This window comes from Bradyrhizobium sp. JR4.3 (assembly GCF_040547695.1).
Taxonomy (GTDB): domain Bacteria; phylum Pseudomonadota; class Alphaproteobacteria; order Rhizobiales; family Xanthobacteraceae; genus Bradyrhizobium; species Bradyrhizobium canariense.
In genome coordinates this window covers 1-26,131 of record NZ_JBEPQF010000059.1, presented here as the reverse complement: position 1 = coordinate 26,131, position 26,131 = coordinate 1, and the positions used below count along the sequence as shown (strand labels likewise).

Sequence of the window (26,131 nt, the reverse complement as noted above, 5' to 3'; positions counted from 1 at the left end):
TGAACCGGACGGCGGCGCCCTATCCGGCGGAGCAGTGCATCCATGAGCTGTTCGAGGCGCAGGTGCGCCAAGCGCCGGACGCGGTGGCGGTGGTCGATGCGGACGCACGCTTAAGCTATGGCGAGCTCAATGCACGGGCGAACCGCCTCGCGCATCATCTGGTCGGGCTCGGGGTCAAGCCCGGGGATAGTGTTGCGACAATGCTGGACCGCTCCGTTGCGCTTGTGGTGGCGCAGTTGGCGACCCTGAAGGCGGGGGGAGTTTATGTGCCGATCGATCGCGCTCTTCCATCTGCACGACAAAGCTGGATACTGGCCGACTGTGATGCGCGCTTCGTGCTTAGCGAGAGTGACGATGACGATCTGGTTGACGTGACGATCCCTGTTCTGCCCATTGAGCCGCTCATGGCCGGAACAGGATGTGGTACCGATCCAGGCTTGGCATTGAGCGCCGAGGCCGCCGCTTATGTAATGTACACCTCCGGCTCGACCGGCGTTCCCAAGGGAGTTGTTGTTCCTCATCGTGCTGTCAACCGGCTCGTCATCAACAACGGCTATGCGGAGTTCAGCTCGAGGGATCGTGTGGCATGGCTGGGCAATCCCGCGTTTGATATCAGTACGCTGGAAGTCTGGGCACCGCTGCTACACGGTTCGAGCCTGATTGTGATTCCATACACTGATGTGCTGGAGCCAGAAGTGCTGCGCAGTCTGGTTCAGCAGCACCGCATTACCGTCCTGCATTTGACAGCGGGGTTGTTCAGGCAGAGCGCTAATGATCTAGGCCCGGTGCTGGCGAGTTTGCGGTTGCTATTAGTTGGAGGTGATGCGGTTGATGTGGCGGCAGTAGCACGGGTGTTGAGGCAGAACCGACCGCAACATCTCTTGCACTGCTACGGTCCGACCGAGACGACGACCTTAGCGACAGTCTGCGAGATCAACGCGATTGATGAGCCATTCCAGCGGCTTCCGATTGGCCGACCGATCGCGAACACGCAGGTTTACCTGCTGGACGGTCATGCTGAGCCCGTTCCGTTTGGGGCGGTGGGGGAGCTTTACATCGGCGGGGCGGGGGTTGCGCGTGGCTATCTGAACCGGCCCGAGCTGACCGCGGAGCGGTTCATCGCCAGTCCCTTTGTGGAAGGCGACCGGCTGTACCGGACCGGCGACCTGGCGCGCTATCTGCCGGACGGCAATCTGGCATTTTTGGGCCGCAACGACGAGCAGGTAAAGATCCGCGGCTTTCGGATCGAGCCGGGCGAGATCGCGGCACGGCTTTGCGAGCATGCCTGGGTGCGCGATGCGGTCGTCGTGGCGCAACAGGATCGCACCGGCGAGAAGCGTCTGGTCGCCTATGTGGTTGCGGCTGCGGAGCACGCCGGCGAAGCTGAGGGATCTGACCTTGCCGGCACGTTGCGCGCGCATGTGAGTGCGCGGCTGCCCGACTACATGGTGCCGGCTGCGTTTGTGCGGCTGGCGGGGCTGCCGCTGACGGCAAACGGCAAGCTCGACCGCAACGCGCTGCCGATGCCTGAGGATGCGGCCTATGCGCGCGCGGCCTATGAGCCGCCGCGGGGCGAGACCGAGACCGCGCTGGCGCAGCTCTGGGCGGAGCTTCTCGGTGTGGCGCGGGTCGGCCGCCACGACAACTTCTTCGACCTCGGTGGACATTCGCTGCTAGCGCTGCAAGTGCTTGAGCAACTCCGGCGGCGGGGTTTGATCCTCGATCTTTCCGTGCATTTCACGAATCCTCGTCTCGATCAGTGCGCCGAGAAGGTGCGCCCCGCATCGAAGAACCATCGAAAATCGGCGAGCCAACTTATTCCGCTTCGACTTGCGAACAGTCAGCCACTTATCCTCTGTCACGCCCTTGGCGGAGGGCTGAGCATCTATAATGACCTCGCGCGGGCGCTGCCAGCTACACAGACCATCTACGGTATACATGCCCTAGAGTTCGGTCACGAACTCCTGAAGGTCGGTTCGATTGACGAGATCGCCCAAGTCTATGCTCGGGCTATTGTGCCTGTGCTGCCGGACATGGCTTGTACGCTCGCCGGATGGTCCTTTGGCGGTGTGCTCGCCCACGCCGTTGCTGGGATACTAATCTCTGCAAACGTGAGGGTCGATTTAGTGGCAATGATCGATAGTGCCCATCCGTCGGCGCTAGGGACGCCTTCCACTCTCACCTTGGACCAGGAATGGTCTGAATTCCTTGCATTCCTTGTCGACGAGGGAGGATTGTCGCCTGAACACGATGCAACCATGGAAATTCGGCCGGGTGACTTCGCTACGCTCGCGAGCGCTGCTTTCGGTGCATGGAAAATCGGTGTACCGGCGCTTGAGGAAATCTTCCAATTGTTCATTCGCCATATTCGCGCGGGCAAACTATACGTGCCTAAGAAGGTTTCGGCGCTCTGCGTCTATTACACTCGGGAGTCCACTAGCGCAGCAACTCCATGGCACGCTGCTTTCGAGAGCGTCGTTGAAGGGCCCCCTCTTCCTGGCGATCATCGTTCCCTTCTGAAGCATCCAAATGTGACCGTTCTTGCGGAGGACCTCTCACATCGCCTTCCCGGCGAGGCAGAGTTGGTACCGGTTGTCTGAACAGAGTTCCGGGTCGATAGGCGGAGCCTCTGCCGCTGCCATGCGCACTTGTGCCGAGCTGCAACGTCGCGGCCTGTTCCGCACGGAGTACGACGGCTCGAGCTTGCGCGATTTTCTCGGCTTAGCGCGTTGGCAAGATAGAAAGATCTTGTAATTCGATGGCTTGAATGGAAACGGAGCGGATGCTGGAGGGTCGCGGCGGGGCACGGGTGGACCGTCGTCGTAGCAATAATATTTTTGTGATCGCCTCCCTTGAAAGGGGGACGTCTTGCTACGGTGGCACTCCCAGCACCTTGGAGAGGCCGTCTTCATTTGCCGGCAACGATAACGATTCCACCAGCCTTGCACTCCAAGGAAAACGTGGCTATATATCTGGATATAGCACGGAGGCAGGCAATGAGCAACAGTGCGCAGAAGAGAGCCCTCGAGAATTATCGGTCTCGTCTGACTGAGCGCGGCATCGCGCGGTTCGAGATCCAGGCGCTCGACGCCGACCGCGATCTACTCCGATCCCTTGCCCGGAAATTGACGGAGGAAGGTCCGGAAGCCGGGCAGCTTCGCCGCACCATACAGCAGGCAGTGGCGGGCGAGCCTCCGAAAGCGGGCGGCATTCTCGCCGCTTTGCGTCGCTCACCTCTGGTTGGCGCGGATCCCGACCTCAGCCGGCCGCGAGAAGAGGGGCGTAAGGTCGATCTGTGACCCGCTATCTCCTTGATACAAATATCATCAGCAACGTCATAAAGTCGGAGCCGGCGGGCTCGCTGCTGGCTTGGATGGGCGCGCAGAAGGACAACGACCTCTTCATTGCTTCGCTTACCGTCGCCGAAATCTGTCGAGGTATCTTGGAGAAGCCGAAAGGCAAGAAGCGTAGCAGCCTTGAAACTTGGTTCGCCGGCCCCGAAGGCCCGCAAGCGCTGTTCGCCGGCCGCGTCCTATCGTTCGACGAGAAAGCTGGCCTGGTCTGGGCGCGGCTGATGGCCAACGGCAAAGCCAAAGGCCGTTCGCGAAGCGCCCTAGACACAATCATTGCCGCCGTAGCCGAAGCTAACGACTGCGTCGTCGTGACCGACAATGAAAAGGACTTCGAGGGCGTCCAGATCATCAACCCGCTCCGTAGCTTTGGAAGCCAGCAGGCAGGCAGGTGACGATAGCTCGGACGGTCCGGCCGATTCATTTCGAGGATTTCGGCGGCAGCGAGTTCGAGCGCCTTGTGTTCGCCTACCACCTTTGCGACGGCTGGACTGAACTTGCTTGGTTCGGCCAGACGGGAAGCGACCAAGGGCGCGACATCATCGGTACACGTCCGTTCGACGACCAACCGGACGAGCGCACAGTGATTCAATGCGTCAATCGAGGCAGCCTGACCCAAGCGAAGGCTGAGAAGGATGACGGCAGCGGTCAACGCCGTGACGGGCAAACCTGACGCTTTCAAGTTGTATGCCGCAGCTGTATCTCGGCCCAGCGTCGCGACGAGGTTCGCTCGGCAGCCGCGAAACTGGGCGTCCCAAAAGTGGTGATCTGGTCCGGCGCGGAGTTCGAGGAGCATCTGCGGCTTCGAGCCGAATTCCTCCTACGGCGCCTAGTCGAGGGCGTTCCCTTTCCTGATAGCGAGGTCGAGCTGCGCAATTTCGTCGATAAGTTTCAGGACGTCGATGACGAACAGGCCCTGTCGATGTTCGTCCGCGCCTTCGATCGACCGGCGTTTCGAACGCCGTTTCAACAAGAGAGCAATCTCCACGCATTCCAACCGGCCATCGACGACACAATCCGGGTGCTCAGCACGGGGATATGGCGAACGCGAGAGCGTGCCGAAATCCACCGACTTCCTTCGCTTCACCACATCCGCGATGCCGGCATCCGCAGCGCCGTGGAACTAACGGTCCGTGAACTGGATCAGCTCCGACGCCGGTTCAAGGCGCTACTTTCCTCTGGCGAAATTCGGCCATGCGGCTGCGGCAATCCCGCTTGCCCAACCTTCATGCTTACCGACGCGGCAGCTCGTGAAATGGACCGAGCGCCTAGCCATGCAGGCGAGCCAGCTTTGCCTCGTCGATAACATGCTGAACGCGCTGGAGCAGGAGGTCATGAGCCATCAGTTCGATGACGAACCTCGTGCAGCGGAAGGCGACATCGCCAGCCTTGTCGACGGCCCCATGAACGCAAACTCGGCAACCGAACCAAGGATGATATCGATAAAGAACCTCGCGAAGAACGGTCCTGTGGGCGTTCTCAAACTTCGTTGTACAACGACGCACGACCACACTCGCAGCTCGGATGGAGGACGCCGTCGGAGTTCGCCTTCCCCTGCCATCCGCGCCGAGATCTGGCGCTGCGTTATGCCGAGAGCTCCGCGCCAGCTCCCGTCTCTATCCCTGCCCAACCGGGCAAACCGAACAGCCGGACCGAACCCAGAATTGGACAAAACTTGGGGCAAGGTCACTAGCAAAGTGCAAGGGCTACCGCTGCGCGGCGGTGTCTGAAGGTAGCATCGAGCAAACGCGTGAGTCGATGGACAAAAACCGAATACAAGGCGCAAGCATCGGACAAGCGGGCAACGTACCGCGAAGTCCATATCCTTCAAGGATGCGAAGCATAGATTCGGCGACAGCGCGCGGAAGGCGGCTGAGTTTACCCAGGAGATCTGTTCCGTGTCGCTTCGACGACTGAGAATGCCGCAAGGCACTCTGACTGTTCTCTCAACATAGTTCAACGCTCGTCAGCTTGTCGAAAGCTGAATGTCTTAGTTGCTGCAACCATTCGATTGGGCTGAGAGAGGTCGCCTTGATTTGCTCAGTCCGACATGGAGTAGGAAATGGATCCCTTCGACGCAGGGCAGGCTCAGCGCGGTGACGGCAGCACTCCCGAATCTTCCGAACGCGAGGGACGGGAAGGTGAGGAGGCGCAGTGGGTTGGAGTCTTGACCCACGCGGTGCTCGCCGCCGACGATCCGGCATCCCTCGGGGATTCTGCTCCTGCGGAGGGGGGGCACGACCAGATGCTGGAGGAATGGGCTGCCGAAGAGGGGCGGAACCCGCGCGAGGATCGGCAAGAGGCTGTAAGGCGAGTCAATGCTTGGAATCAGGGCGAGCTGGATCTTCGAATGTTGCGCCTCACCAGCCTGCCTCCACTTCCGGCCGGGCTCTACTTGCTCGACGCGTCCTTCAACCGGCTGACCAGTCTGCCCGAGACTCTCCCTGACGCGCTCGTTTCGCTCAATGTTATGGGGAATCAGCTGGCCAGCTTGCCCGCGCTTCCGGCCGAGCTCGCCTTGCTGGACGTGTACCACAATCGGCTCACCAGCCTGCCTGAGACCCTCCCGGCCGCGCTCGAGGGCCTCAACGTCGGCCACAACCAATTGACGAGCCTGCCCGACACCCTCCCGGCCAGGCTCCAAATACTTGACGTTAGTGAGAACCAGTTGACGCGTCTGCCCGAGACCCTCCCGGCCGTGCTCGCAGGGCTAGACCTTAGCCAAAACCAGCTAACCAGCCTACCCACGGGCTTGCTGACGCAGTTGGGTGCTGATGCCGAGATAATTCTGTCTGGCAATCCGCTGCCCGAGCAGGTGCTGACGAACCTGGACACAATCCAAAGTACCGATGGGTATGCCGGCCCGAGGGTCTTGTTTCTGCCCAACGAAGGAAGTGAATTGTCCGAAACGGAAGGTCAGTCGGAGGAAGACTCCGCTGCGCAGTTTCTTCCAGAGACGGTAGCGGACTGGCTCAACCGGGATCCGAAGGAGGGCGATCCGGAGGTGGTGGCCAAGTGGCAGAGCTTTGCGGAAGAACCCGGCGCACAGGAATACGCAGACTTCCTCAACGGGCTGCGGGCTACCGTGAACTCTGGGAACGAAGGATTCCAGCAGGCGGTGGCCAATGATCTGCGGCAGGCGGCGGCCAACCCGCAATTGCGCGCGCAGTACTTCCAGCTTGCTCTTGACGCCAACGAGAGCTGCGAGGATCGCAGAACTTTGACCTGGAACGGCATGCAAACAGCAGGCCTGCTCGCCAACGTCGAGAGCGGGCTCTATGACAATAACGAGGGGGTCGCGGCCCTCGTTGATCTAGGCCGTGTCATGTTCCGCTTGGACGCACTGGGGGGGATCGCGCGCGAGAAGGTCCAATCGCTCCTCACGGACGACACCATCGACGACGTCGACGAAATCGAGGTCTACCTTGCCTATCAGGCCAAGCTGCGCGAGCGGCTGGGGCTGCAGCACATCGCCCCGGACATGAACTACTTCAACGTCTCTTACGTCACCGAGGATGACATTAACAGGGCTGAGACGTCTGTGCGGAGCAAGGAGGCGACGGGGTTCGCCGATTATTTGGCGACGGACTGGAAACCTTGGGACGATGTGGTGCTCCGCATTGAACCCGAACACCATGCCACGATGGAGAAACAGCTCGCCGATGCCTTGGAGGAGGAGTTCCCGGGCCGACTGAAGCAAAAACTCGTTGAAGCCGGACTGATCGGCGCTGAAGCCGATGTCGTTGCGGATGCCGAGCGGGAGTTCGGTCCCCAGGTCAGCAAGGACATCGCTCGCGAGATCAAGGGTGCTCTGAGGGACACGGTGCTCAACAAACGCGGCCTTGGTCTGTGAAGCGGCGTCTGCTGCTTCACAACGCGGTCCTTCATTCGGACCGATGGCGAATGGCACCGTCGCTGTTTCTCGGGGAAGCAATCAGATAGAAGAGCAATGAATTACGTTGATAGCGAAGGTCTGCAAGAGCCCGAAACTCAACTCTTCCATTATCGAGCGCGCAAGCGCCGTACGCGCCGGGATGGTAACTGTTAGCCGGGCGAGCGGTTTGGCGGCCAGGAAGAAGTTTGGTCGGCTGGCGATCCAGCGCGCGCTATCGGGCGAGAGGCCGCCGCCCGGCACGACGCAGTGGACGCTGGAGGAGAAGGTTCGCGAGCCAGGGATATTGATCCCATTCAAGACTAACGGGAGTTCGTCGATTTGCACGGAAATCTCGGCAGTCGGGGACGACGCGTCACCGGCGGCGAATGAACGAAGAACTCCGCCGCTAAATAATGAAAAATAGACGATCTTCAGTGCCTTCGCGCGCGCAACGTATTGCGGGATCGATTGAACGCGCCGCGAGCGGTGTCATGACCGATTCGCACTCAAGAAGTCTGCCGATAGTCTTTCAAAGCCTGGGCAAATTCACGGTCGCACATGTCTCTACGACGAGTCTGTCATCAGGGGCGGTCAGCAGCCTGCTATGCAGCAAGTACTTTTTCGCTGCTCTACGCTGACTCACTACGACAGCTGAATACTTGTTGAACGAACCCATTTCCTGCCTTTTCTATCCATCCCCGTCGCCGATCGCTTGTTGCGATTGGCGTTCGACGGGGGACGATCGTGGCGAGCGCTGCTGTTCTTCGTCAATCCCTCGAGTCAACATCTAGTCTTAGGCCTGAAGTTCGAGTTTGCGCAGATCGGCCCGCCAACGTTCGCGCCATTGCTTAATGCGTTGGCACTGCAGGCCAGCACCTGGCGGGACGGGTGAAGGGGGCGCGATGACAAGCATTTCGAATGTGGTGAACCACGCAACGGCGGTCGGGAGTCCGCCCCAGTGCGCAGGCGATCCAACACCTGTGCGCGTCTAGGAACGAGATAACCCCAGCGGGCCGCCTACGCTGACTGATGACCAACGACGAGCGTACGAAGGCACATCTGAAGAGATGTCGATGGTGCACGAAATTGTCAGTGCCGGTACGTAGTCGTCAGAAGACGCGTGTTCCGCACCAGATGATGCTGGGGTGCAGGTAGAGCCGCCCCAGGACGGCGCAGCGCAGCGATCTGACGCGGACGCGCAGGCCGAACATCAACGGCTCTCTGGCGGCCGCTCCCGCTGGCGGAGCTGGACCGCCGGCGCTATTGTTCGCGAACGGAACGCTGTGCGCGATGGAGACCTTTGCTGGTCGCCTCGCTCAGGAAGCGGTGCGTGTGCGTTCTGGCGAACCGCAACATCGACAGGAGGTCTGCGATACATCGATGGCGGTACATGCCGCGGTCAGATGGACTGGTCGCAGGTGCAAGAGCGGGCCCTCCACACCTGGCGCGCGAGAGGCAATCAGGAGGCCTATTGCAGAGGGTTTCGCGGTGAGCGGCCGACACAATCTGTTCGCCCTCTCGATGGCGGGAACTCCGAACGTGCCGGCAAGCCAGCTGACGCGTCTCTTGCCCAGCGTGACAGCGGCGCTTGCGACGTTCTGCGTCGCAGCGCACAGTAGCATAGTCGCTTTTGGGCAGATTGGAAGCTCATCACCCCACAAGATCGATCCCTACCGAGCCGCGGTTCTGTCCAACGGCAACACAGCGGTATGCCTACGGCCGTGGAGCCGCAAACCTCGTGGCTGAAGCCTTCCGGTTTGTCTCGCACGATGCCCTGCTGACCCCGCGAGCTGCGGGAGCCAGCTCCTCGCAATACTTCTTGAATTCATGACACAACAATCATTGCGTGATGTCGACCAAGGAAGGGACTTCGGTCGCTGTTGGCCAGCCATCTCCACTGTCTTTGAGGCCCTCGACGTCGCCTTTGTTTCTGCATCGGCTCGTCTTGCTCAGCCCGATAGGCCCGCGGCAATTTGGCGCGATCGTTTTGCCGAGAGGGCCTCTGCTGAGGGGCAGCCGCCGTCATCGCTCAATTTCATTGACGCGACCGATCGAGTGACACAACGTGCGGTCGCTCGGCAACTCGTTGCCGAAATCTCTGACGTCATACCTCGCGAGTTGGGTGCGCCATTATGGATTGGAGCACTGTTAGCTGTGGGAACACATTTGCGCGAACCGATGTGGCAGGCCGAAAACGCCACGCGGAGCACTGGCGCGAGTCCGGGCGGCAGTGATCCCGAGTCATTGCCCATCGACGCAACGCCGCGGGAACAGGCCGGACAAGCCGAGCCATCGTCTTCCGGCGCATCTTCACCTGCGCCGTCGCCCCCGATCATACCGTCCGAGTTGCGTGACGATAATCATCGACCAGTCACCCACGGCGCGGACTCCGCGATGTCTGACACGTCACAACAACAGGGTGATCACATTACGCCCGACTCGATGAACCGCGAGGCTCCGGCTCCTGGCGGATTGCCGCAGGACCGGGTTCTTGAGGCCTGGGCTGCAGAAGAGGGGCTGAGCCAAAGCGAGAATCGACTAGACGCGGTACTAAGAATGAGAACTTTGGAGATGGCCGCGACCGCTGCGCAGCTAAACCTTGTATCGCTGACGGTCGTGCCCCCCGCCTTCCCGGCGGGGCTCCCCAACGATCAGCTGACCTACCTGCCGGAGTTCCTTCCGACCGGTCTCCAGGAACTTTACGCCGGATTAAATTGGTTGACCCGCCTGCCCAGCCTCCCGCCCGGGCTCCGGCGCCTGGATGTTGCCGCCAATCAGGGGACCAGCCTGCCGGAGACCCCCCCGCCTGGGCTCCAGATCCTGCATGTCGACGACAACCATGCTCCCCTTATTTCGGACCATAGGAACGGCCAGCTGAGCGAGTTGCAACTCAGTCCGCCGGTTGCTGACGACATACGTCAGGCAGCCTTAGTTGGTTGGGAGAGGAAGAAGATGGAAGAACTTCCTGCGGGGACAAAGTTCAACCACGCTAATAGGGATGGCGTGTGGGGCGGTTCGGGGCAAAGCGGGCATACGGGCGAAGCAATTTGGATGACCTCAGAAAATGATGTGAACGCGGCACGCGGCTATGCGGGTTGTTCTGGAAAGTACTTTGTTATCGAGGCGCAAAAGCCCCTCAAACTAGCGGTCATGGACGAGCGGTGTGATCAGGTGGAACATGACGAACTAGGCGCATGGGTTACCGTGGCGCAGAAATATGGCTTGGATGGAGTGAAGACGGAAAATGGAAGCTCGTACGAGGTGGTTTTGTTTGACAGAAGCAAGATTGCACCTGCGGCTGAACGTGGTCTCGGTTTGAGAGAGCCGCTTCCGCAAATTTGAACAGGTCGACGAGTGGAGTTTCTGCCTGACAGCGGGCACGCTGGTGCCTGCGAATCAGGAGCGACGATGAGCAGACGAGCACGCCGGAACCACACACCGGCCTTCAAGGCGAAGGTGGCGCTCGCCGCCGTCAAGGGCGACCGGACGATAGCTCAGCTGGCCGAGCACTTTGACGTTCACCCCAATCAGATTGCGGCATGGAAGGCGCAGCTGGAGGGTGGCGCTTCCGGAGTTTTGGACCCGGCAGCGCTGCGCCAGCCACGCGTGCGATCGATGTGAAGTCGCTCCATGCCAAGATCGGCGAACTGACGCTGGAGAACGATTCCTAAGAAACGGCAGCACCGACTTTCGGCTCCAAGGGCTGGAGAACAAAGCCGAATGCCTTGGCACACCGATGCAAATTGTTGACCACTCGCGTCCGGTAACGCGTCTCGTAGGACGAGGCCCCGGGATCGACATAGTCCATTCCGTATCGCACAGCATTGTAGAACAGAACTGCGATCTTCCGGGCCGTGGCGGTCACGGCCTTGGCCTCGCCGATGCGCGCTGAGAGACGTCTATAGAAGGCGCCGAGCGCGGTGTCTGTACGACCCACGGTCACGGCAGCAAGGCGCACAAGTGCCGCCGCTCGGCCGCCGGATCGGCGCGTTCGGGACGAGAGCATTTTGCCGCCGGAGACCTTGTTGCTCAGCGCCAGTCCCAGCCAGGAGGTAAAATGCTTTGCACTTGGCCACGAGGAGAGGTCGTCGCCACATTCAGCGATCAGCTTCAGCGAGAGGTAAGGACCGAGGCCGTCGATCGTGGTGATGTCCTTTCCGAGCAACGCGAACAGCGCCTCGCGGACGTCGAAAGCTAGAGTGTTCGCCTGATTGGTTCGATTCCGACGCCGCGAGGCCCGCGGCGCGGGTCCATGGCCATCACCGCGATGGACGATCAGTTCCTTCAACACGGCTTCGATCCGGGCGTCGCAGGCAGATGCCTTCTCGTGGTAGGCGTCGTAAAGCGCAAGTGCCTGCTCGAGCGCAAACAGATGCTCGGCGCGGTAGCTTACCGCGCGCGAATGCTGCCGATGCGGTGCCGCCGCAACTGACCGTCGCTGTGATCGGAGACGGCCGCACTGGCGTCTGGGCCTCGCTGCGGGCCGGCGTGGGTGGCCGCAATCTCGAGCAGGAGCTCGGCACCAAGATTGTCTGGCAACCGGGCTTCACGGCATCGCTTCCGGTGATGGAGGCAGTCAAGGCCGGCTCTGTCGATTTTACGTTTGCGACCGCAACCGCGGTCGTAGACGCCGTTCCGGCGCGCGTTCCAATCGTGCTGCGGATATTTCACCGCGACGTCACTGCGCGCGACGTAGAAGGCGTAGTCGTAGGTCTTCACGTCGGGCAGCAGGCGGGACTTGGCCGAGCTTTGTCAGCGACAGCGCTGTGGCCGGCTGCCAGTGGATCCAGCCGTCGATGCTTCCTTGCGCGAAGGCCGTGAACGCGTCTGCCCCGCTCAGGCTGACGGCCTGGACGTCAGACAATCTGAGACCTGCGGTTTCCAGATATTTGATCAGGCTGTAAGTCCCGGTCGTGCCGTTCTGGTGGGCGATGTTCTTGCCCTTCAGGTCGGCAGCCGTCTTGATCGGGGAATTGGCCTGCACCGGGAAATCGACTTCGTCGACCGGCAACGGATAGCCTGCGAGCGGCTCTTCGCCAAGTTCGTGAAGATCATCCGAGAGACACAAGCCTATATTTTCGAGCATGCGGCCGAATCGCAAGGCGGCTTTCCGCCTAATGGGACCGAGCAGGCCGTCTACGAGAAGCTTGTCCGCGATGCCAGTCTGTCCGAGTCGACCGCGATCGCGCTCAAACCGATCGATGAGGCGGCTGCGGCATCGACCCAGGATCTCGCCGACAATTTCCACGCGCTCGGCGTCCTCCCGAATATCGACGTCCGATCATTCCTGCTCGCGGGCTTGCTGATGACGGCTGCCGTGTTGCCATCGCACGCGCTGGTCATCAAGGACGACCCCGGCGGGGTAATCGTCGACTTCGTCAAGAAGTATTCCGATATCCGCGACCGCGGTGAGAAGATCGTTGACGACGGCGAGCGCGACTCACCAAGCTCGAGGAAGAGACTGACGTCTCGAGCTCGCCGTCGTTCGGAAGCGGGAAGCAGCAGGAGAGCGACAGATTCGACGACGAGGCATTGAGAAGCCTGTTTCTTCCCCTTCTGCAAAGATGACCGTTTGGGCAAAAGATCGAAACGGACAACCTTTGCCTGGGCGGTTCTGCCTACGACCCTTACGTGGAGCGGATTTGATGCCAATTTCTCGTCAGCTTCTCGAAAGCCAAGCATCTTACCAAGAATGTGTTTATCCGCGTCCGGCGTTAGCTACTCAGATCTGTCGAAGGAGAGTCGGGTGGATCCGTTCAACAATCTCAACCAATTCGAGGGCCCAGATGTCGAGTGGACGTATTACGGCGGGCTAGAACAGCAGCAGGCGGACCAAGCGGGGTTTCAGCAGCACCTGAATGCGAATCCTTTGAGAATGCCGGACGAGGATCGTGTCGGGCAAGGCACCTCGCGGTGGCTCTCGGATCCGCCCGCCTACTCTGAACAAGGGCTCAATCGGCATATGCTTTTTGCGGCGGCGGATCGCGCTGGCCAGTTGCCAGCCGGCAATTTCGGTCTAACGGATTGTTGGCACGGCATGGATGCAGCTGCCGATTGGCCGACGCATAGTGTCGATCAGGAGGAGCGATCGTGGGCGGAGGTCGGTGACGTAGTGCCGGAGTGGCCAACGACCTCCGAAATTCCTTGGGAGCAAAATCTCGGGGCATCGATCCTCGGCCGAGAGCCCCGGCCGGGCGATGGCAATACTTCAAGGGGAGGCCGCCGGCTCACCCCAGCCGCGGCGCAGTGGACCGAAGCCTTGTACGGCACGCGGGCCTCAGGCCCTGCACGCCTTCCGACGGACCTTGAAGACTCCGTGCTCAGGCAATCGCGGCTTCACCAGATCTTGGACAGCTGGGCCGGCGAGGAGGGGCAGACGGAAGACGAGAACCGGCAAGAGGCGGTAAGACGAATGCGTGCCTGGGGAGAGGCCGGCGACGGCTATGTAGGGCTGGAGCTGTTAAACCTAGGCCTGACGACATTGCCCGCCGCCCTTCCGCCGGGGCTCCAGTCGCTCAACGTGAGCGACAACGAGCTGGTGCACTTGCCTGACACCCTCCCGTCCCGACTCCGAACGCTCGACGCAAGCGGCAACCGGTTGACCAGCCTGCCCGACACCCTGCCGACGGGACTCCAGTCACTCGCCATCGGCCGCAACCGGCTGACCAGCTTGCCCGAAACCCTTCCGGAGGGCCTTTTGACACTCGCCGTCTTCAACAGCCGGCTGACCAGCCTGCCAGACACTCTGCCAGCCGGGCTCCAGGACCTTGATGTCCGGGGCAACCTGCTGACCAGCCTGCCCAACGCCCTCCCGACCGGACTTCAGTTGCTCGCTGTCGGCGGCAATAGGCTGACCAGCCTACCCGACACGCTCCCGCCCGAACTCCAAGAGCTCGAAGCCGATGGCAACCGGCTGACCAGCCTGCCCGACACTCTCCCCGCCGAGCTCCAGTTGCTCTTCGCGCGCGAGAACCACCTGAACAGCCTGCCCGAGACCCTCCCACCTGAGCTCCAGAGACTCCACGTCAGCGGCAATAGGCTGACCAGCTTGCCCGAGACCCTCCCGGCCGAGCTCCAGGTGCTCGAGGCACGCGACAATCGGCTGACCAGCCTGCCGGAGACCCTGCTAACCCGGCTAGGTTCTGAGTGCATGGTTCACGTGGAGGATAATCCGCTGCCCGAGCAGGTGCGGACGAATTTGGCGGGAGCCCTGAATACCCTGAGCTATGCCGGCCCGCGGGTCTTCTTCTCGATGGGCGGGGGGACGGCGGTGGGTCAGGAACGGCCGCTGGCCGAGGTGGTAGCGGACTGGATGGAGGCCGAGCCGGAGGCGATCGCCGCCTGGCAGAACTTCGCCGACGAGGCGGGTGCTTCGGAATACGCGATCTTCCTCGACAGGCTGCGGGAGACCGTGAATTATGACAATCCCCATTTCCAGCAGGTCGTGGCCGAGGATCTGCGGCAGGCAGCGATTAGGCCGCAATTGCGCCAGCAGTATTTTCAGCTGGCCTTCGGGGCGAGCGAGAGCTGCCAGGATCGCATCACCCTGACCTGGAACGGCATGCAGACCGCACGCCTGAACGCCGATGTCGAGGACGGGGCCTATGACGATCGGCTCGGCGAACTCATCCAGCAGGCCCGGGTCCTGTTCCGCCTGGACGCGCTCGAGCCGATTGCCCGTCAGAAGGTCGGCTCGCTCCAGTTTGTCGACGAGATCGAAGTCTATCTCGCCTATCAGGTCAAGCTACGTGAGCGGCTTGACCTGCAGCTCGTCGCTCCGGACATGCGGTTCTTTGATGTCGCCTACGTTACTGAGCACGACCTCACCACAGCCGAGACACAGGTGCGGAATGAGGAGGCGGCGGGGTTCGCCGACTATCTGGCAACTCGCTGGCAACCCTGGGAGACGGTGGTGAGCCGGATCGCCCCCGAAGCCCATGCAGAGATGCAGGACCGGCTCGCCGAGGCGATGGACGGGGAGTTCCAGAGCCGCCTCGACCAACGGCTCGCCGATCATGACCTGACCGGCAACAGCGATGCTGAGTTGCAGTTCGGAGCCCAGATTCGCGAGGAGATCGCCCGCGAGATCAAGGGCGCTCTAACGCGCCAGGTGCTCGGGGACCACGCGGTTGAGCTGTGAAGCGGCCTATTGCGAGCCTTGGCGACCCCATCGTGGATGATCAGCGGGTCCATCAGCCGCATCTTGCCGTAAGTATCGATCACATCTGCGGTCTCCGTGATGTTGGGGAGGTAATCGAGCCATGACGGCTCCTTCAGACTGACATCGAAGGAGAGCGCCTTGCCATGCATAAGTGGATCCGACGAAATTACACCAGGTTTCGCGACGTGGAATCGAGTGTGATGCTGCGGGCTTCACCACGCTTGAGTTCATCCGGGTGGCGCTCGCGAAGCACGAGGTGAGCAAGAAGGGCAACAAGAAACCCATTGCGTTCGCGCCGGGCCTTGCCCGCCCCAACCGCTGGTGCGGCTCGATGAAGTATGAACTGAGCAATGGTGGCGCGATCATCAGCTACGTCACGCGTCGCGACATCGCCGAGACCATCCGGTGCATTCCCGAGGCCGAGAATCCGAGCGACGAGGATCTGGCCGGTTTCCGAGCCTATATGAAACCGCCCGATGTCGAGGCTCCGGCCGGGTGATGGGATCATGAGCGAGAAGCCACCACCAGAACGACCAAAAACCAAGGCCTTCGACCTGCTCGCGTCGGTAGCCGCGTTTGCGCGCGAACACTCCATCGCGCTTAATGATCTGTCGCTGGTAGAGCGCTTCATGGCCGACACGGCGCCCAAGCTGAAGGAGGCGTTGGCAGACCCGACGCTGATCCATGGCTCGCGAACCGAGCGCCTGTTCGAGGCGACGGTTCTCAGCCTGGCCGCTTTCGATTGCTGAAGACCGAGGATGCCGGCCGCGTTCATGCCGCCGGCACCAGCCGGGCGCCGGATTTCCGGATAGTGCTCGACGATGGCGAGCAGTGGCTGGTCGAGGTCAAGAACGTGCGCAGCAGGGAGCCGTTCAAGCAGGAGACGCGGATGTCGGCGGCCTATCTGGCCTCGCTGCAAACCTATGCGGACATGGTCGGTACACAGCTGAAGCTGGCGATATTCTGGTCGCCCTGGAACATCTGGACGGTCATTTCGCCTGACCGCTTTCGCCGTCCGAACGGCGGTCTCCGGGTGACGATGAAAGATGCGGTTCTCGCCAACGAGTCCGAGAAGCTTGGGCGAGGTGATCATCATGACCAAGCCGCCGCTGCGGCTTGTACTCGGAGCGGCGACCGATATGCCGCGTTCGCTGAGCGCGGAGGGGCTGGCCAATTTCATGATTGGTTCGGCGAAGCTCTACAGCGGCGACGTCGAGCTGACCGATCCCAGGGATCGCAAGCTCGCGGAAGTGCTCCTATTCTACGGTGAGTGGTCCACTGAAGGTCCGCTCGCGATCACCAACGGCGGCGAGTTCGCGGGTGTCCAGTTTGTCGCGACGCCAGAAGAGCTCTCCGATCAGGGCTGGGACGGCATCGGTTGGGCCAGCCGCATCTTCAGCCGGTAGTATGCCACGCAGACCATCGATGGCGACCAGGTGATCCAGCTCCATGACGAGGCCGCGCCGGATTGGTTCGCGCCGCTTTCGGATTGGGATTTCAAGAACAGCAAGCTGCCGCTCTCGCTGGGGCGGGTTCAGGTGCCGGAGGACCAGGCGCGCGGCGATCCGGAGCTGCCTGTCTGACTGCTTCATGCGTGGACCTTTTGAGCGCCTGCGTTCTACATCGGTTCGTCGTCGACCGGCTGTTCCGGCGGTGGCAGCACCCAGCCGTCGGACTGGAGGAAGGTGAGGACGTCTTCGTACTTATCGGTACGGCGCGTGCGACAAACGTGTTGGTAGAAACGATTACGAGCGTCAGGGGTCGGCCGATCAGCGGGCGTCGCGTTGCGGAGCACCCCGAGCAGGAGCGTATCCGTCTCGGCTGCATCCCAGTTCTGCAGGTTGTCGATGACGGCATCGAGGAGTTGGTCAAGCTGTTGGCTGCTGAGGCGACCGGCGAACGGCGTGATGAGGTCGTTGAAGTTGGTCTCGGATCCACGCCAGCTACCCGAGCCTTGATACTCTTCGACCGCTCGGGGCCACAGTTCGGCGAGCGGCTGGCAGGCGATTGCGGCGGCCAAGTGCTCCCGATTGAGGCCGGCGATGAGAGGCAACAGCACAGCTCGGAATTGCGGGACGGTCACGCCTGCCAGGATACGATAGTCGGCGAGAGCCGCAGGGTCGGCATTATCGATGATCTCCTGCAGGGCCGTGCGTGTCGGCTCCTGCAGCCGTGGCCAGAAATCCGGAAAAGCGGCGATGAAGGCGATGGCGCGAGGCCGGTTTGCCGGCTCGAGATTGTCCATCAGCCTGACGATTGCCGGGGAAACGTTCGGCCAGGCGGGGGCGGCGCGGTCGCGCACCGCGACCAGCGAGGGGATGATCTTGCGATGGAGAGGTTCCCATTGCACTGGCTCGCCCTTGAGAAGGGATTTTGCGAGCACCGTGCCGAAGTTACGGACGTTCTGAGCGCGGACGCGCACGAGGTAGCGTTGCTCGACATAGTCGAGGAAAGGCTGACGGGTAGTAGGGGTCTGTGTTTGGGTCCAAAACGGGCTTCGATCCCCCATCATTATGTTTCAACGTGCTAAGAGGTAATCGAGCGTGATCTAAAAGGCATAAGTGGGATGGTTGTGCTGCCGTTTTGTTCGTAACGAACTCTCGACTTCAGATGGTCGTCCATCATGCCTGCCGGTGTCGGCGATTGCGAGTCCCCGCGACCACCGATTCGTGCGATATAGGCGTAGGCGACCCGGAAACGGTCGCCTTTCGCTCATTTCGCAGAGATCGGCTGTTACGCCTCCGGGATTTGAACTTGCTCGGCAACATTCCAAGCCGTAGTTGGATCACCCTTCCAGACATTGCGCTCCTTGTCGGTCGTCAAGATCGCTTGACATCGAGGTCGGGGGGCGGCGGACAGCAGCGCCTGGCGGCGCTATTGATCCCCAGCGCAGTGCATGGCGCATTCACGCCGCGCGGCGCTGGAGTTTTCCAGCTGCAGGAGCCAAGCTCAGAGGTTTTGGCGCTTGCTCAGAAAAGCGCCTCTGTGCAAGACACTTGGTTCCCGGACGTAACAAGGGGAACCGCACGTGACAACCTCTCTTGACGGAGAAATTCGCGATGGACGTCATCAGATGCAGGTCCGCGTCTATTTTGAAGATACTGACTCCGGCCAGATTGTTTATCACGCGAATTTTTTGCGCTTCATGGAACGCGGCAGAACGAACTACTTGCGCCTGCTCGGAACCGATCAGCAAGCGCTGCTCGGAGAAGCGCGGAACGAAGCGCCCGACTTTACCTATCACAATCGATTTTTTAAAGCCGGCGGTCTTGGACGACGTGCTTGACGTCGTCACGCTCCCGCTAGAGGTGAGAGGCGCGTCGATTGCCTTGCTGCAGGAATGCAGGCGCGGAGACGCTCTTAGTAACGGCGCGTGTACGCGTAGCGTTTATTTCAGGCGGAAAAGCGCAGCGCATCCCGAAGGCGCTTCGGCTTGCTATGGAAGGGCATAGATAAATCTGCTCCTTATTCAGGCTTTAGCCGTCCAGCGACCCAATGAAAGCAATCCGTTAGCCTTCTGTTGCGATATCGTCAAACCAGTGTTCTGGTTCACGACATCCACTTCGTTCGCAATCCCGGAGTGACGATCGCACGATCGCTGTCCGACACCTTCACCGGTATCGCGCCGAGTAGCGTTGTTCCCTTCATCATCGCGCAATTGATTGGGGCCGTGGCGGCCACAACGCTCGCTGGATGGTTGTTTAGGAAAACCGCTTAGAGTGACTGCTTGCGCTATCGAGTCTTCCTCGTCTTACGCGGGCTGTAGCGGATAGGCCAATGCGTTCGGAGAGAGCCAGTCTGGCTCATGGTACGCATCCGGTGACGGCACCCAGGTCGCTTTGGTCAGATACCGTTTGCAGACGCAGTTCAAGCATCCTGCTCCGCGTATAAAACGGATGCCCCTTGGACATCAGAGCAGGTTGATCGCAGCTTCTCCGCCCCAAGCCGCAACTTAGCGTTGTTACCCAGCCGCCCGGCGAGGAGCGCATCGATATTTTCGTGTTGAGCGTTGGACTCGCGGAATATCCAGGCCCGCCTATTCGACAGTGCTCGATTTAGCAAGATTGCGCGGCTGGTCGGCGTCTGTGCCCATCATCAATCCGGTGTGATACGCCAAAAGCTGCATCGGAATGTCATAAACTATCGGAGTAAAGTTTGTCGCCATGTCAGGCAGTACGACGGTCGCGAGCAAGTCCACAGCGGCCGCCTCGGCCCCCTTTGCATCGGTTATTAGGATGATATTGCCGCCTCTTGCTGCAGCTTCTTGCATGTTTGAGACCACCTTGTCGAACAATAGGTCGCGAGGGGCGATCACGACTACAGGCATGCCATGGACGACCAGCGCAAGCGGGCCATGCTTGAGCTCACCCGCAGCATAGCCTTCGGCGTGGACATAGGCGATTTCTTTCAGCTTCAGCGCGCCTTCCAGCGCCAGCGGAAAGGAGCTGCCGCGGCCGATACAGAGTGCGCCACGCGACTTGGCGATCTCGCGCGCGAGATTCTCGATTTGCGGCTCGGTCGCAAGCGCTGCTGCAATCAGCCGAGGAACTTCGACCAACTCCTGCACGAGTCTGGCCTCGTCGGCGCGGGACAATTCACCGCGCGATCTCCCGGCGGTGATCGCAAGAGCCGCGAGCACTGTCAGTTGGCACGAGAAGGCCTTGGTCGACGGCACGCCGATTGCCGGCCCGGCCAGGGTCTGGAGCACGGTCTCGCTCTCACGCGCAATCGTCGAGGTCGGCACGTTGACCACGGAGAGCGTGTGCAGTCCCTGCGACTTGGCGCAGCGCAGCGCAGCGAGTGTGTCGGCCGTCTCGCCGGACTGGGAAATGAGGATGGCGAGATCGCGCTCGCGCAGAGGTGGTTCGCGGTAGCGGAATTCGGAGGCAACATCGACCTCGACTGGGACCCGGGCCAGCCGCTCGAACCAATATTTGGCGACGTGGCCGGCATAGCTTGCGGTGCCGCAACCAGTGATCAAGATTCGGCCAAGGTCATGGAAGTCAAATGGGAGCTTCTGAGGCAATGCGACGCGCTGGGCCGCCACCTCAACATAGCGCGCCAGCGTATGTCCGACGACTTCCGGCTGTTCGTGGATTTCCTTGACCATGAAATGGCGATAATTCGCTTTGTGAATGAGCACCGACGACGCGCTACATTTCAGTACCTCGCGATGGGTTACCATGCCTTGCATGCCATAGATTACGAGGGATTTGCGGGTCAGAACGGTCCAGTTGCCGTCCTCTAGGTAATGGTCTCCGTGAAAGGCGCAAGTGCAATCTCGTCCGATGCCAGATACATTTCGCCGTTGCCATGGCCGATCGTAAGTGGTGAGCCATTGCGGAAGCCGATCAATATTTGAAAGGAAAGATCAGCGCGAACGCGCCGCGCAATCTGGGCAGCGAAGCCTTCACCGCGTCCTGAGGCGAACAGCCCTTCAAACGAATTGGGCACCCTGCTGTTGCAGCTCGACGCGCAGCCCAAGAAAAGTTTCAATAATGCCATTATGGACGACCGTCACATTGTCAGTCGCATGCGGATGAGCGTTATTCTCAGTCGGCTTTCCGTGGGTGGCCCAGCGGGTAAGCCCCATTTCCGGAATGCCCCCAGAGCGGCACTGCGCGCAATCGGCTCTCTAGGCTTCCAACTTGCCCGCGGCGCGCCGCCGATGGAGATGAGGACCTTCCAGCGTTGCAACGCCTCCGGAGTCATCGCCGCCGAAAGGACCAATTGCTTCGAGACCGGCCGGCGTCCCAAAATGCCGACAATTCCGCACTTGCAGATTAATATGCCCCGCAGCTACCATTGAATCACGATGTCTTTCCAATTGTAGGCGGCAAGCTAAAGGCGTTGCCAGCTCGATGAGGCCTCCCATTTATTTGCGTGACCCAAAGCAGCAATTTGCATGCGAATAGCGAGCGACTTTACAATGCTCCGCTTTCGAAAAGGAGCTCTTGGCTATGCGACGCGTATCCGGTGCCCGACACGCTCTTCGGCGGATCTCGCCACGCTAGTCGATCATTCCGCACCCAGCAGGAAAGAATTGAAACCGCGCTTGGCTTCCCGCCGATCGTCCGGTGCTTGCCGTGCACTGAGGAGGACGGTTTGCATCGCGAACGCGCCGAAATCCGCACTAAGCGCCACGTCACAGTAAAATCCCCAAAGGCTGTCCAGTCATAAGCCTAAAACCTCTGCTGCCCTCGAGCCTCCAACGCGGTTTGCCCTTCCTCACCCGCGCCGACTGGACCCCAGAGCAGGCTCTGCCGTCTTGCTGCTCGACGATCTCTTCGCCGTCATTACAGGCGCCTCTCGACGTAGACGATCCTCATCTTCGTATGACGCGTTCAAGCGGTACGCCGCGCCTGGAGCGTTTCGCGAAGCGTTTTGCGCTTTCATCTTATACTGCGCTGGAAAATTCGAACTTCGAGGAGCCTATCAAGGACCATATCTTGCCCCCTCGATCTCAAGAGCTGCAGTCGCCGCCACGTGGCCACCGCGTTGTCATATTCAGCCCTGTCTGGATCACGACGTATAAGGTGCGAAATTCGACAAGTCGGCACAAGTAGTCCGCCCATGCGTCGCGAAGGAGTTGTTTTGTCCGCTTCCAAGCAAGCTCGCATAAGGCGTTTGTGGCACGCAGTTTGCTAACTTCCGGTGGAAAACCATTTCGAATATGGCGGTCTCGCAGACAGCCAAGCCCGGAGCTTCACATGGCGCTTGCTCGATTGATTCAAATAAATGCCATCGACACAGCACGGTTGAGTGAGATTTCGCCAATTGAAATCCCATCGGGTGCGTCGAAGGGACTTCTATCATTCGTGCTGTGCAGGACTTGGTCCTCATCACCTCTAGAGAGCGGCAGCGACGCTCATGACATGCGCCGTGCTTCAAAGGCTGCAATCGATAATCGTCGAGCGTGTGCCCACTTGTCACTCACGATATCAGGGGCAAACCCATCGAGTTCTTCCCTTCGGAGACGAGGCGTTCCGCACGTTTTGCGCGCCCGTTTTCGCGGGGTCGATGTCCATCGGCCCAGGTGACCAGCGCTAAAGGAGCGCGCTGGAAGCGCACTGAGACGATCCATCGCTTACGGTCTTGCTTCAGAGCTGGCCGCTTGAATTTGCTTCGCCACGATACGAGAAGGATCCAAAATGGCTGTTGTCCGATTTGTATTTGCCGCATTGAAGCCGGGTGTCAGCGGAGCCGACTATGAGCGTTTTGAGCGCGAGGTCGACTATATCGTCGCGGGCAAATTGAAGACTATTGTCAGCTATTGCACGCACCGCATCACCGAAACCGGCTCTGGCATATCAGGCGGACCGTGGGATTATATCGAGCGTATTGAGGTGACCGATCGCGCTGCCTATCAAGCTGAGCTGGCTGTGGTCGGCAAGGAAATGCTTGAGGAACTCTACGAGAAGTATCTCGACAGATCCAAGACGGTGTCGGTCTGGTCGAAACGGATCGAGCCATGAGGCTCGATGGTCACGGCTCACAGCAAAAGTGGCGTTGGTCGGCGGTTATTCCCCGAACGCCGGAGCGGAAATTCCACATGAGTTCGCGCGAGCTAGAGTGCATGGTGCCTTCACTATTGGGGGCAGATTTCGAAGGCTGTGTGGCGATTGCGGTCTGGCATTCATGTGCAGCAAGACCCTTGCCCGCTGATTAAGTCCCGAACTGCCCCGTCACCCCAACACGCTGGGTTCGCGGCGAGATTGGGTATTGCAAATGGAGGAACCGGCGCTCTCATGTCCGACAATGCTGCTCAATTCGATGAATTTGCAAGTCTGCACGAGAACATGGCTCAGTGGCCCCTTCGAAAATACATCGAAGTGCCGAGTGTACTAGAGGCGATCGGCGACGTTGATGGCCTATCAATCCTCGATTTCGGGTGCGGCACGGGGGCAATTTCGCGAATGCTTAAGCAACGCGGAGCGCGCTGCGTTGTAGGATATGATCCGGCGCCAGGCATGCTGAACTACGCGCGGCGTCGGGCAGAGAAAGAGGCGTCCGATCTCTCCTTCATCCCCCATCTCTCTGCCAATATGACAGCCCAATTCGACGTGGTACTTGCATCCTATGTGCTTCCCTATGCTGCCAACAAGACTGATCTGGACAGCATGTGCGGCGAAATGGCCGGACTGTTGCGTCCCGGCGGGCGCTTGGTATCGCTATCGACTCATCCGTCTTACAACCCACACTCAAATCACTACGAAGCCTGTGGGTTCAGGCTCGTTGTCGACGATCCTGATAACCCGTATTTAGAAGGTCGACGCATCAGGATCGAGTTCTGCAAAAACGGAGAACAGGGCGGCGTATTCGCATGGCATTGGCCCGCTCCTTCTTTGGAAAGGGCATTAGGACAAGCCGGGTTCCGGTCGTTGAAATGGAGGGAATTGGGTGCTCCAGCATACTCCCATATAGAACAGCTCCCCAAAGAGCTGCCTGCATATCTCCAAAGCCCGCACGCGATCATGATTGAAGGTGTATTCGCCCGTGGACATGCGGAGCGAAACCCATGACGTTTCTCCCATTCAGGACCGAGTTGTCGGGCGTTCCGCACGCTCTATGCGGCCTAAACGAGCATGACTGGGATGCGCTGGTCAGTGATAACAATTTCTACAACAGCTACCGATGGCTAGGAGCTCTCGAACATACATTCGGTACAACAGACGTGCTCGCGGTCCACGGGTCGGCCGGACTCGTGGCTGCGTGTACGCTTTGGGAGGGAAGCCAATCAGCTGGGATGTTCTTCCTACCAGATTGCATGGGGGGTATTCCTGGCCCTTGGCAACAAACCTTTCTCTGGCTGGGGGGACGGCGCAACACCCACAACGAGATTCCCTGCGTCCAGGGCAGGCGAAGGCGTGAGGCTTTGACAGCGTTAGGACGCAGCGCTCTACACTATGCTCAGGAACGGCGATACGCAGGCTTTGTAATGCCGTACATGCCCTATCAGGCGGCAGTGGAATTTGCTGGGGCCATAGGGGGGGCAGTCGTTTTGCATTCTGCCGAAGCGTCACTGGAAGTGCCGGACACAGGGCTCCCCGGGATGATGGCGCGCTCGTCCGCGCATGATCGTAATCAAAGTAAGTCTGAAATCTCGGCGTTCCGGCGAACGGGAGGCAAGATCGAATGGCTACCAGCCGAAGAACTCGATGACTTAATCGCCGCTGATTTCATAACCCAGAACAGGTCTAGGTACGGCAATGCCGATGATGGCGACTGGATGCAACGGATCCTCGCCGGGCAGAGGAAGGCAGGTGTCTCGCATTTTGGTGCCGTAGCAATTTCCAAACGAAACAACGAGATAACCGGTATGGCCGTTTTCTATCGCTTCGGAACGGCACTTCACTTGCGCTACTTCGGGGCAAACTACAATATCGATCTCAACGATTACAGATACTTCGTATTGTGCTATTATGAGCCTCTCGATTATGCTGCGGCGCGCGGCCTCAAGACATTGCGGCTTTCTACCTCTGCGCTGCGCGCGAAGGTGAACCGCGGGGCAAAGATCGAGCCGCAAGCGATCGTCGTCAAATGTGCTAGTGAACAGCACATCAGCCGCTCTGAGATCGAGCGGCACAATCGGTGTGTGCTCAGGCAATATCAGGATCAATTCCCCGGCCATCTGAGCCGCGATTGGGAATTGGTCGAGGCTCATCAAGATCCTCCGGATTAAGTAACCGCGAGATCGGGCCAAGACCCGCAGAGACCTCAGGTGCGATGCCCCTCGACGCGGTGGCGGGACTTGGAGTAGGGGACGCTACGCTGGTTCTGTTGTCCTGGCATATTTCTCATTGAGCAGAAGCTAATGAGACCGTGCCCCTGGTCCACGGCATCTAAGGTCGGTTGGGATGTCCGTTCATTGAGATCGGCCGCAATCTCGCCCGCGCTGCGACCTTCATGGACGAAAGCCTGATAGATATTGCGGACTAGAACGACTTCTTCCGCGGGACCGGGGGGCGCTGCCGACTTCTTGTGCGGAATCCGGGGCAAAGCGGCCACCGATTCCGACGGAAGGCGGCCACCGATTCCGATCGAAAGCGGCCACCCGATCCGAACGAATGCGGCCACCCTGTTGATAGGGTGAGACGGGGGGCGTTGTCGGCAATCTGAACGGGGCAAGGTCCCTCCTTTTGCGGTTCACGCAATGGGAGGTCCGATGCCCGCCGAGAGATTGCCGATGCGGAAGATTCGAGAAGTTCTACGCCTGAAGTATGCCTGTGGGGTGAGCGATCGGGTGATCTCCCGATCGGTCGGGATCGGTCGCACGGCGATCGCGGAGTATGTCGTCGTCCGTTAAGAAGGCGAATTGAGCGGGGCTGGACCGGGCAGCACGCGGCATAGTCGGACCAGGAACAGGCACAAGAGTTCTCTGAGCCAGGCTAGGATGCGGCGGAAGTTGTGGCCGACGGCTGAGAGGATGACGTTGGCGGCGTCTCCGGCACGGCCTTTGAGGTAGCAGCGACCGAGGTGACCTTCGGTCTTCATGTGGCCGATGATGGGCTCGATGGCGGAGCGGCGGCGCAGCTCGCGCTTGATGACGCCGAAGACGCCGCGCTTTTGGCCGGAGATGAAGACGCGACGTGGATTTTGAGCATCGTGGCCGCGGTATCCCTTGTCGACATAGGCCCGCTCGATCGGACAGCCGGTGAGCGTCTCGGTCCGGTCGATGACGTTCCGCAAGGTGTGACCGTCGTAGGGATTTTCGGGCAGCGAGCTGGCATGCAGTACGAACAGGCC

Annotated in this window: 20 protein-coding genes and 7 pseudogenes; 19 read left to right on the top strand and 8 right to left on the bottom strand. The window is 60.2% G+C overall.

The genetic code is table 11. The features are described from left to right. The 7 genes and pseudogenes from ABIB91_RS40205 to ABIB91_RS40175 form a co-directional block, all read left to right on the top strand. On the top strand, nt 1–2,600 hold a 2,600-nt coding region (locus ABIB91_RS40205; RefSeq protein WP_354172538.1), incomplete at its 5' end, for a non-ribosomal peptide synthetase. 396 nt (nt 2,601–2,996) lie between these two features. After that, nucleotides 2,997–3,299 carry a hypothetical protein gene (locus ABIB91_RS40200; RefSeq protein ID WP_354129523.1) on the top strand — a complete coding sequence of 101 codons (303 nt, stop codon included), beginning with the start codon at nt 2,997–2,999 and terminating at the stop codon, nt 3,297–3,299. Then, nucleotides 3,296–3,745 (top strand): type II toxin-antitoxin system VapC family toxin, encoded by a 450-nt coding sequence (locus ABIB91_RS40195; RefSeq protein ID WP_354129524.1) that lies wholly within the window; start codon nt 3,296–3,298, stop codon nt 3,743–3,745. The genes ABIB91_RS40200 and ABIB91_RS40195 overlap by 4 nt, the downstream gene beginning before the upstream one ends. Next, complete coding sequence (locus tag ABIB91_RS40190) at nt 3,742–4,023, top strand: hypothetical protein (RefSeq protein WP_354129525.1); 282 nt, start codon at nt 3,742–3,744, stop codon at nt 4,021–4,023. The genes ABIB91_RS40195 and ABIB91_RS40190 overlap by 4 nt, the downstream gene beginning before the upstream one ends. An 87-nt stretch (nt 4,024–4,110) precedes the next feature. Continuing rightward, nucleotides 4,111–4,656 carry a hypothetical protein gene (locus ABIB91_RS40185; protein ID WP_354172541.1) on the top strand — a complete coding sequence of 182 codons (546 nt, stop codon included), beginning with the start codon at nt 4,111–4,113 and terminating at the stop codon, nt 4,654–4,656. A 186-nt stretch (nt 4,657–4,842) separates the two neighbouring features. Then, nucleotides 4,843–5,043, top strand: a pseudogene (locus ABIB91_RS40180) (hypothetical protein); the annotation flags it as partial. 369 nt (nt 5,044–5,412) lie between these two features. Continuing rightward, nucleotides 5,413–7,203, top strand: coding sequence for an NEL-type E3 ubiquitin ligase domain-containing protein (locus tag ABIB91_RS40175; protein WP_354172543.1), 1,791 nt, complete (start codon nt 5,413–5,415; stop codon nt 7,201–7,203). Between the two features lie 192 nt (nt 7,204–7,395). On the opposite strand, the pseudogene ABIB91_RS40170 reads toward ABIB91_RS40175, so the two are convergent. After that, nucleotides 7,396–7,512, bottom strand: a pseudogene (locus ABIB91_RS40170) (transposase); the annotation flags it as partial. Nucleotides 7,513–9,618: 2,106 nt separating this feature from the next. Between ABIB91_RS40170 and ABIB91_RS40165 the strand changes: the two are divergent. Together ABIB91_RS40165 and ABIB91_RS40160 are read left to right on the top strand one after the other, a co-directional pair. Then, a complete protein-coding gene (locus tag ABIB91_RS40165; RefSeq protein WP_354172545.1) occupies nt 9,619–10,566 on the top strand; it encodes a hypothetical protein in 948 nt (315 codons plus the stop codon). A 66-nt stretch (nt 10,567–10,632) separates the two neighbouring features. Further along, a pseudogene (locus ABIB91_RS40160) lies at nt 10,633–10,889 on the top strand (transposase); the annotation flags it as partial. Between the two features lie 2 nt (nt 10,890–10,891). Here the strand turns inward: ABIB91_RS40160 and ABIB91_RS40155 are convergent. The 3 genes and pseudogenes from ABIB91_RS40155 to ABIB91_RS40145 form a co-directional block, all read right to left on the bottom strand. Beyond that, nucleotides 10,892–11,611, bottom strand: a pseudogene (locus tag ABIB91_RS40155) (transposase); the annotation flags it as partial. 2 nt (nt 11,612–11,613) lie between these two features. Then, a complete protein-coding gene (locus ABIB91_RS40150) occupies nt 11,614–11,943 on the bottom strand; it encodes a hypothetical protein (protein ID WP_354129532.1) in 330 nt (109 codons plus the stop codon). Further along, nucleotides 11,903–12,310, bottom strand: a complete 408-nt coding sequence (locus ABIB91_RS40145; RefSeq protein ID WP_354172562.1) for an ABC transporter substrate-binding protein — start codon at nt 12,308–12,310, stop codon at nt 11,903–11,905. The genes ABIB91_RS40150 and ABIB91_RS40145 overlap by 41 nt, the downstream gene beginning before the upstream one ends. 219 nt (nt 12,311–12,529) lie before the next feature. Between ABIB91_RS40145 and ABIB91_RS40140 the strand changes: the two genes are divergently transcribed. Further along, on the top strand, nt 12,530–12,760 hold the full coding sequence (locus tag ABIB91_RS40140) for a hypothetical protein (RefSeq protein WP_354213238.1): 231 nt from the start codon (nt 12,530–12,532) through the stop codon (nt 12,758–12,760). A 210-nt stretch (nt 12,761–12,970) separates the two neighbouring features. After that, complete coding sequence (locus ABIB91_RS40135; RefSeq protein ID WP_354172549.1) at nt 12,971–15,364, top strand: NEL-type E3 ubiquitin ligase domain-containing protein; 2,394 nt, start codon at nt 12,971–12,973, stop codon at nt 15,362–15,364. On the opposite strand, the pseudogene ABIB91_RS41905 reads toward ABIB91_RS40135, so the two are convergent. Beyond that, a pseudogene (locus ABIB91_RS41905) lies at nt 15,358–15,537 on the bottom strand (hypothetical protein); the annotation flags it as partial. The gene ABIB91_RS40135 and the pseudogene ABIB91_RS41905 overlap by 7 nt on opposite strands. Here ABIB91_RS41905 and ABIB91_RS40130 point away from each other — a divergent pair. From ABIB91_RS40130 to ABIB91_RS40115, 4 genes are all read left to right on the top strand, one after another. Further along, nucleotides 15,537–15,884, top strand: a complete 348-nt coding sequence (locus tag ABIB91_RS40130) for a hypothetical protein (protein ID WP_354129534.1) — start codon at nt 15,537–15,539, stop codon at nt 15,882–15,884. The pseudogene ABIB91_RS41905 and the gene ABIB91_RS40130 sit on opposite strands and share 1 nt — an antisense overlap. A 7-nt stretch (nt 15,885–15,891) precedes the next feature. Beyond that, nucleotides 15,892–16,134, top strand: coding sequence for a hypothetical protein (locus ABIB91_RS40125; RefSeq protein WP_354172552.1), 243 nt, complete (start codon nt 15,892–15,894; stop codon nt 16,132–16,134). Between the two features lie 345 nt (nt 16,135–16,479). Next, the gene (locus tag ABIB91_RS40120; RefSeq protein ID WP_354172554.1) at nt 16,480–16,791 is read left to right on the top strand and encodes a hypothetical protein; all 312 of its coding nucleotides are present in this window, start codon (nt 16,480–16,482) and stop codon (nt 16,789–16,791) included. A 30-nt stretch (nt 16,792–16,821) separates the two neighbouring features. After that, nucleotides 16,822–16,968 (top strand): hypothetical protein, encoded by a 147-nt coding sequence (locus tag ABIB91_RS40115; protein WP_354172556.1) that lies wholly within the window; start codon nt 16,822–16,824, stop codon nt 16,966–16,968. A 35-nt stretch (nt 16,969–17,003) separates the two neighbouring features. On the opposite strand, the gene ABIB91_RS40110 is transcribed toward ABIB91_RS40115, so the two are convergent. Further along, nucleotides 17,004–17,897, bottom strand: a complete 894-nt coding sequence (locus ABIB91_RS40110; RefSeq protein WP_354172558.1) for a hypothetical protein — start codon at nt 17,895–17,897, stop codon at nt 17,004–17,006. Nucleotides 17,898–18,413: 516 nt separating this feature from the next. Between ABIB91_RS40110 and ABIB91_RS40105 the strand changes: the two are divergent. Beyond that, a pseudogene (locus ABIB91_RS40105) lies at nt 18,414–18,841 on the top strand (YbgC/FadM family acyl-CoA thioesterase). 580 nt (nt 18,842–19,421) lie between these two features. Here ABIB91_RS40105 and glmS read toward each other — a convergent pair. Further along, a pseudogene (gene glmS / locus ABIB91_RS40100) lies at nt 19,422–21,169 on the bottom strand (glutamine--fructose-6-phosphate transaminase (isomerizing)). 1,367 nt (nt 21,170–22,536) lie between these two features. On the opposite strand from glmS, the gene ABIB91_RS40095 reads away from it, so the two are divergent. The 3 genes from ABIB91_RS40095 to ABIB91_RS40085 all read left to right on the top strand — a co-directional run bounded on the left by ABIB91_RS40095 (nt 22,537) and on the right by ABIB91_RS40085 (nt 25,067). Further along, complete coding sequence (locus ABIB91_RS40095; RefSeq protein WP_314961093.1) at nt 22,537–22,860, top strand: RedY/HapK family protein; 324 nt, start codon at nt 22,537–22,539, stop codon at nt 22,858–22,860. Between the two features lie 273 nt (nt 22,861–23,133). Continuing rightward, the gene (locus ABIB91_RS40090; protein ID WP_354172560.1) at nt 23,134–23,907 is read left to right on the top strand and encodes a class I SAM-dependent methyltransferase; all 774 of its coding nucleotides are present in this window, start codon (nt 23,134–23,136) and stop codon (nt 23,905–23,907) included. Nucleotides 23,908–24,323: 416 nt separating this feature from the next. Continuing rightward, on the top strand, nt 24,324–25,067 hold the full coding sequence (locus tag ABIB91_RS40085) for a peptidogalycan biosysnthesis protein (RefSeq protein ID WP_354129536.1): 744 nt from the start codon (nt 24,324–24,326) through the stop codon (nt 25,065–25,067). Between the two features lie 620 nt (nt 25,068–25,687). Here ABIB91_RS40085 and ABIB91_RS40080 read toward each other — a convergent pair. Then, the coding region (locus ABIB91_RS40080; RefSeq protein ID WP_354253302.1) for a transposase at nt 25,688–26,131 on the bottom strand (444 nt) is incomplete at its 5' end.